Here is a 7033-nt window from a genome sequence, read left to right as displayed (position 1 = left end):
CATGACCCAGCCACTGTTGGAACTCAAGGGCATCACCCGTACTTTCATGGCCGGCGAGCGTGAGTTCATTGCGCTCAAAGGTATCGACCTGACCATTCATGCCGGGGAAATGGTGGCGATCATCGGCGCCTCGGGCTCGGGCAAGTCGACCCTGATGAACATCCTCGGCGGCCTGGATTACGCCACCGCCGGCAGCTACAAGATCAATGGTATCGAAACCCGCTCACTGGGCGATGAGCAGTTGGCGGAGCTGCGCCGCGACTACTTCGGTTTTATCTTCCAGCGCTACCATTTGCTCGCGCACCTGAGTGCATTGCATAACGTCGAAATGCCGGCGATCTACGCCGGCACACCGGAGACCCAACGCCACAGCCGGGCGCGGGAATTGCTCACGCGCCTGGGCCTGTCCGGGCACACCACCCACCGGCCCAGCCAGCTTTCGGGCGGGCAGCAGCAACGGGTGAGTATCGCGCGGGCGTTGATGAACGGCGGCGAGGTGATTCTCGCCGACGAACCCACCGGCGCACTCGATACCCACAGCGGCAAGGAGGTTATGCGTATCCTTGCTGAACTGCACGCCGCCGGGCACACGGTGATTATCGTCACCCACGACCCGAAGGTGGCGGCGAATGCCCAGCGCATTGTCGAGGTGTGCGACGGTGAGATTGTCAGCGACAAGGCCAATGACAGTGTCGGCCTGGAGCTGCCCAGCGAGGCCCCGATCGAGTCCAAGCGCAGCGGCGCCCGGCGTTTGGTGGCGAGCCTGGGGTTGTTCAAGGAAGCGTTCAACATGGCCTGGGTGGCGCTGATTTCCCACCGCATGCGCACCTTGCTGACCATGCTCGGCATCGTCATCGGCATCACCTCGGTGGTGTCGATTTCGGCCATTGGCGAAGGCGCCAAGCGCTATGTGCTCAAGGACATCCAGGCCATCGGCAGCAACACCATCGACATCTTTTCCGGCACCAGTTTCGGTGACAGTCGCGCCTCGGCCATCGAGACACTGATGCCGTCGGATGTGGAGGCGTTGAACCAACTGTACTACGTCGACAGCGCCACGCCGGTGGTCGGCCGCAACCTGTTGTTGCGTTTCGGCAATATCGACGTGGATGCGCAGGTGAATGGGGTCAGCGACCGTTACTTCACCGTGAAGGGGCTGAAACTGGAAGCCGGGATTGCCTTCAGTGAAAGCGACGCGCGGCGCCAGGCCCAGGTGGTGGTGATCGACCACAACACCCGGCACCGTCTGTTTGGGCCAAACGTTGACCCGTTGGGCCAGGTGATCCTGGTAGGCAACCTGCCGTGCACGGTGATTGGCGTGACGGCTGACAACAAAAACATGTTCGCCGCCAGCAAGGCGCTGAACGTGTGGGTCCCGTATGAGACGGCGGCGGGGCGGTTGTTGGGGCAGCGCCATCTGGACAGCATCACCGTGCGCATCAAGGACGGCCAGCCGAGCAAGGTGGTGGAAGACAACGTCAATAAACTCATGCTGCAACGCCATGGCACCAAGGATTTTTTCACCAATAACCTCGACAGCATTATGCAGACCGTACAGAAAACCAGCCGCTCCCTGGCGCTGCTGTTGTCGCTGATCGCGGTCATTTCGTTGCTGGTAGGTGGTATCGGGGTGATGAACATCATGCTGGTGTCGGTCACCGAGCGCACCCGTGAAATCGGTATACGCATGGCCGTGGGCGCGCGGCAGTCGGACATCCGCCAACAGTTCCTGGTGGAGGCGGTGATGGTCTGCCTGATCGGCGGGATGATTGGTATCTCGCTGTCGTTTGCGATCGGCTATCTGTTTTCGTTGTTTGTGAAGGAGTGGGAAATGGTGTTTTCCCTGGGGTCTATCGTCACCGCATTTGCCTGTTCGACGATGATCGGGATTGTGTTTGGCTTTGTGCCCGCAAGGAACGCGGCGCGGTTGGACCCGATTGAGGCGCTTGCAAGGGACTGATTTCGCTCAAGCAACCGTTATCAGGTGTGGGAGCTGGATTGGCTGCGACGCAGGCACCGCGGATGGTCATTAAGACTCAATCGATGCCATCGCCGCCAAGCCAGCTCCCACCGGATTTTGCGCTGAGTTAAAGCGGCGTGGCTATCCCTTCCTCAGTCGCGTACATCCACCGCAACAACGAGTGCCGCCCGCTGATCCCCAGCTTGATCGCCGCGCGCTTGAGGTAGCTCTCGATGGTGTTGACCTTCAACGTCAATTGCTCGGCCAACTCCGGCGCAGTGCGCCCGGCCAGCAGGCCTACGCACACCTCAAGTTCACGGTTGGACAGGCGCAGCCCCGATTGCACCAGGCGTTCTTCGATGCGTCGGCGCAGGGTTTCGATGCCTTGTTTTTCCGGCTCCGCTGCGTCGTTGCTCTGGCGGCCGGGCTGAATGGCGGTGATGTGCTTCTCGACCATGGGCAGCAACAGCGTGGAGAAGTCCTGCAGCATGTTGCGTTCCTGCGCCGAAAAGCTCTCGGACTGATGCGAGCGATACACCGACAGCACGTAGCGCACATCGTCCTTGCGGCGCGTCAGGTGCAGTTGTGCGGCGGGTTGCTCTGCGCCCAAAGCCGCCACCGAGTCGGTGTAGACCGGGCTGATCCGGCGTCGGGTGTGCCCCTCGGCACTCACCCGCAATTGGGTGATATGGGTGGCGTCCACTGCCAGTTGAGTAAGGATCAGGTCATGCAGCATGCGCGGGAAATGGCGACTGCCGGTGCTGGCGATGACCTTGCCTATATGGGGGAACAGGTGTGAGTTCATCAGTTCGTCCATGAGTTTTAAATGTCGGTATTCAGCCTTATAACGACGGGGTCCAAGAAGGTAACCAAGGTGAATAACCTACAGTGATAATGCTCCCGCCGAGAACCTATGCTAGTACAGCCTGGCAAAAGCATGGGGATCCAATCTGGAAAAAATCAGATTAAAAACGCATAACGGCGGTCGGACCAGTCCGACCACCGTTTGTGGGAAATGATTACATCAAACACAGGACTTACTTCATGGCGTGCGTATCGATCAAGGCCCGACGCGGCGCAGTGCGGCTGCATTTGGCCAGCGCCTGATGGATGTCTGCCAGCAGGTCGGCGACATCCTCAAGCCCGACCGACAGCCGCACCAGGCCCTCGCTGATACCGTGTTGCGCACGTTCTTCCGGGGTGTAGGTGGAATGGGTCATGCTGGCCGGGTGCTGGGCCAGCGACTCGGCATCGCCCAGGCTGACTGCGCGGGTGAATAACCCGAGGGCATTCATAAAGCGCCGACCGGTCTCGATGCCGCCCTTGAGTTCAAACGCAATCATGCCGCCGGACAGTTTCATCTGGCGTGCCGCCAATTCGTATTGTGGGAAAGAGCGCAGCCCGGGGTAGGTCACCCACTGCACGGCCGGGTGCGCCTGCAAGGCTTCGGCCACCGCCTGGGCGTTGCTGCAATGGCGGTCCATGCGCAGGGCCAGCGTCTTGAGGCCGCGCATCAACAGTGAGGCGTCCTGGGGCGACATCACCGCGCCGGTCAAGTCTTTGAGCCCTTGCAGGCGGATGCGTTGCGCCAGGGCCTGATTGCTCACGGCGATACCGGCGGTGATATCACCATGGCCGCTGAGGTATTTGGTGGCCGAGTGCACCACCACGTCGGCCCCCAGCTCCAGGGGGCGTTGCAGATAAGGCGTGCAGTAAGTGTTGTCGACCACCACGGTGACGTTGGGCTGCTGATGTGCGAGGTCGGCCACGGCGGCAATATCCACCAATCGCAGGTTGGGGTTGGCCGGGGTCTCACAGTAGATCATGCGGGTGGCGGGGGTGAGTGCAGCGCGCAGGGCGGCCAGGTCGGTGAGGTCGACATGACGCACCTTGATACCGAATTCACCGATGCCGTGGTGCAGCAGGGCGAAGGTGCAACCGTAGAGGGTCTGGCTGACGATCACTTCATCGCCCGGGCGCAGCAGGGTCCAGAACGTCGCGGCAATCGCGCCCATGCCGGAACTGAAGGCCACGGCCGCCTCACCGTTTTCCAGGGTCGCCATGCGCGATTCCAGCAGCGCCAGGGTCGGGTTGGAAATACGCGTATAAAAATGGCCGCTGGCTTCACCGGCAAAGCAGGCAGCGCCGTATTCAACCGTGGGAAAAGCGAACGTGGCGGACAAGTAGATCGGCGGCACGAGCGCGCCGTGATGGTCCTTGGGGTCATAACCGTGGTGGATAGCGCGGGTGGAAAAGCCGAATGTGTTGTGTTTATTGTTCATGTCGGGCGCTCCTTATTTCCTACAATGCTATGCTCATAACCACAGATGAACGTTGCAACATTGGCAGGAAAATCCCGGATTAAGGGACGAAATATCCATAAAAATAATGAATAGAGGCAAGCTATGCCCGTCAGCCTGGATCGCACCGACAAAGCACTTTTAAACGCATTGCAAGGCAATGCCCGCCTGACCGTGGCCGAGTTGGCCGACCGTGTTGCCCTGACTACTTCGCCGTGCTGGCGACGGGTGCGCAACCTGGAGGAGAGCGGGGTGATCAGCGGCTATCAGGCGATCCTCTCGCCCAAGGCGCTGGGGTATGGCGTGACGGCATTTGTCAGCATCATGATGGAGAGCCACACCCAGGAAATCGCCCGTGCGTTTGAGCAACGATTGCTGGACATTCCCGAGATCGTGGCGTGCCATAACGTGTCGGGGCGCTATGACTTTTTACTCGAGGTAGTGGCCAAGGACCTGGAGTCGTTTGGCGAGTTTGCGCGGGAGGTGTTGCAGACCTTGCCTTGCGTCAAAGAGATCTATTCGAGTTTTTCCTACAAGTCGGTACGGCGGTTACGGGTGATTCCGCTACCGGGCTGAGGCTTTGCGCCGCTGCCCGGGTTGACGACCCGCTGTCCGCCCCCCTCAGAAGTTGACCGAAGCACTCAGGCGCGCCGTCAACGGTGCGCCCTGGAACAGATAGTCATCGCCCATGTACTCGCCCGCATCGCGCCAATAGCGCTTGTCGAACAGGTTGTCGACGCTCAGGCGAAACACCGTTTCATAACCGTCGATTTTAGTGGTGTAACGGCTGCCGACATTGACCACTGCGTAATCGCCCACCTCCACGTTGCCGGTGCGGTTGGCGTATTTCCTGGCGCTGTATTGCACGCCGCCGAGCAGCGCTAAACCATTCATCCATGGCAACGCGTAGTCGGCGTACACACTGGCGCGCAGTGTGGGCACATTGATCGCCTGGTGGCCTTCATAATCTGGCGTGCCACTGTTGTTCACCCGCGCGCGAATCGCCGCCACGCTGGTTGCGATTTGCAGGCGGTCGGTGGCCCAGCCGTTGGCGGACAGTTCCAGGCCAGTGTTTTTTTGTTCGCCTTGTTGCACGTAGGTGAAGGTGTCGCCTGCGGGCCGGGCGTACTGATAAGCCTGGCGCGTCTGGAATACGGCGGCGGCGAAGCTGATGCGACGCCAGTCATATTTAGCGCCGGCTTCGATTTGCCGCGAGACAGTAGGTGCCAAGGTGTCCCCGCTGTTACTGGCGAACCACGGCGCAGTGCCGCCCAGCGAAAGCCCCTTGCTGTAGCTGGTGTACAGCGAGATATTTTCCACGGGTTTGTAGATTAACGAGGCTTGAGGCAGGAACACGTATTGCTGGGTGTGGCGTGACTCGTTGCCATTCTCATCGAAAGCTTTTTCATCCAGGCGCACTTCGCGACCGCCGAGGATGGTCTGCCATTGCTCGTTGAAACGGATGCGGTCGGTGACGAACAGCCCGTATTGGCGGCTGTCGAGGTTGCGGTGGCTGTCGTTCAGGGGTTTATCGGTAGGCGTGAAGGTGGGCGCATCCTCATAGATATTGCCGCTGCCGATCCACTCATTGACTGACTTACGTTTGTCGATCACCCGGCGAAACGCACTGGTGCCGAAGGTCAACTCATGGCCCAGGCCAGCTGTTTCGAATAGCCCTGTCATGGCGGCCTGGACTTCATCGTTGCGGCGGGTGTCGTCGGGGCTGCGGTAGTCGTAGATGTCGTAGTTGCCTTCGGGGGTGAAGTAATTGCCGACGCCCTGAGTGTCTCCACCCCACGCAAACGAACTGTAGTCATCAATCACCACCTGGCTGCGCGCCGCGCTCACGCTGCCTTTCCACTGATCGCTGAAGCGGTATTCAAACTTGCCGTTGAGGTTCAACGAGTCGATACCGACCTGATGGGAACCACTCTGGTGGCCCAACAGTTTCTTTGGCGAAGCGTCATGCGGCACTTGCGTTCCGCCCAATAGTTGATAACCCGGCACCGAGCGCTGTTGCTTGTTCTGGTATTCCGCATCCAGTTGCAGCAGCGCGTCGGGGCTGATGTTCCAGTCGAAGGCCAGGGACACAAAGTCGCGCTGGCCATTGGCATGTTCCACATAGGCATTGAGGTCTTCGTGGGCGACGTTGGCGCGCAGGCCAAACTGCTGTTCGCTGCCAAACCAGCCGCCGACATCGGTGGCGATATAGCCACTGCCACGGTCATCGGTAGACACCGTCACCGAACGTACATTCTCCGGGCGTTTGGTCACGTAGTTGATCACGCCGCCGGGCTCGGAAATCCCGCTTTGCAAACCGGCCAGGCCCTTGAGCACTTCCACCTGCTGCTTGTTTTCCAGGGCGACGTTCTGTTCGCCGGTGATGGTGCGCCCGTTGATCTTGTAGCTGCTCGCGGCGTTCAGCGAGAAGCCGCGCACCACGAAGTTTTCGTAGTAGCCGATGGGCGCATAGCTGTCGCCCACCGAGGCATCGTTGCGCAGCACTTCACTGAGCAGGCGCGCTTGTTGGTCCTTGATCAGTGCGGCGTTGATCACCGTGATTGACGCCGGGGTGTCCAGCAAGGGGGCTTCACTGAAGCCGCCGACCGAAGCGGTGTCCGTGCGGTAGCCCGATTCCTCCTGGCCCTGGACCTGTACCGCCGGCAGTTCTATGTCAGCCGCTGGACTGCTACCGATACCGCCACTGAGCAGCAAGCCAAGGGCAAAACGTGAAGTGACGACGGGACTAAAACGCAACACCATGGGGGCAGGG

General features: G+C 60.2%; 5 protein-coding genes. 2 read left to right on the top strand and 3 right to left on the bottom strand.

Annotated elements, in window-relative coordinates; all coding sequences use genetic code 11:
- Nucleotide 1: 1 nt before the first annotated feature.
- Entirely contained in the window at nt 2-1960 is a 1959-nt protein-coding gene (locus ACLBW8_RS27165) for a MacB family efflux pump subunit (RefSeq protein WP_447806766.1), read from the top strand.
- 127 nt (nt 1961-2087) lie between these two features.
- On the opposite strand, the gene ACLBW8_RS27160 is transcribed toward ACLBW8_RS27165, so the two are convergent.
- Both ACLBW8_RS27160 and ACLBW8_RS27155 read right to left on the bottom strand, forming a co-directional pair.
- Entirely contained in the window at nt 2088-2777 is a 690-nt protein-coding gene (locus ACLBW8_RS27160; RefSeq protein ID WP_447806765.1) for a LuxR C-terminal-related transcriptional regulator, read from the bottom strand.
- Between the two features lie 220 nt (nt 2778-2997).
- Nucleotides 2998-4242: a methionine gamma-lyase gene (locus ACLBW8_RS27155; protein ID WP_432750252.1), complete on the bottom strand. Its 1245-nt coding sequence runs from the start codon at nt 4240-4242 to the stop codon at nt 2998-3000.
- 123 nt (nt 4243-4365) lie between these two features.
- Between ACLBW8_RS27155 and ACLBW8_RS27150 the strand changes: the two genes are divergently transcribed.
- Entirely contained in the window at nt 4366-4836 is a 471-nt protein-coding gene (locus ACLBW8_RS27150; protein WP_064452020.1) for an Lrp/AsnC family transcriptional regulator, read from the top strand.
- A gap of 45 nt (nt 4837-4881) precedes the next feature.
- Here ACLBW8_RS27150 and ACLBW8_RS27145 read toward each other — a convergent pair whose 3' ends face one another.
- Nucleotides 4882-7023, bottom strand: a complete 2142-nt coding sequence (locus ACLBW8_RS27145) for a TonB-dependent siderophore receptor (protein ID WP_447806764.1) — start codon at nt 7021-7023, stop codon at nt 4882-4884.
- Nucleotides 7024-7033: the final 10 nt, after the last annotated feature.

Source organism: Pseudomonas sp. M5A4_2d (assembly GCF_053345295.1).
Note: the sequence above shows the minus strand (reverse complement) of the source record. Positions and strands in the feature narration are given on the sequence as shown.

Excerpts from the sequence above, each read along its gene's own strand:
- ACLBW8_RS27145 (WP_447806764.1), bottom strand. The coding sequence starts at position 7,023 with ATGGTGTTGCGTTTTAGTCCCGTCGTCACTTCACGTTTTGCCCTTGGC.
- ACLBW8_RS27150 (WP_064452020.1), top strand. The coding sequence starts at position 4,366 with ATGCCCGTCAGCCTGGATCGCACCGACAAAGCACTTTTAAACGCATTG.
- ACLBW8_RS27155 (WP_432750252.1), bottom strand. The coding sequence starts at position 4,242 with ATGAACAATAAACACAACACATTCGGCTTTTCCACCCGCGCTATCCAC.
- ACLBW8_RS27165 (WP_447806766.1), top strand. The coding sequence starts at position 2 with ATGACCCAGCCACTGTTGGAACTCAAGGGCATCACCCGTACTTTCATG.
- ACLBW8_RS27160 (WP_447806765.1), bottom strand. The coding sequence starts at position 2,777 with ATGGACGAACTGATGAACTCACACCTGTTCCCCCATATAGGCAAGGTC.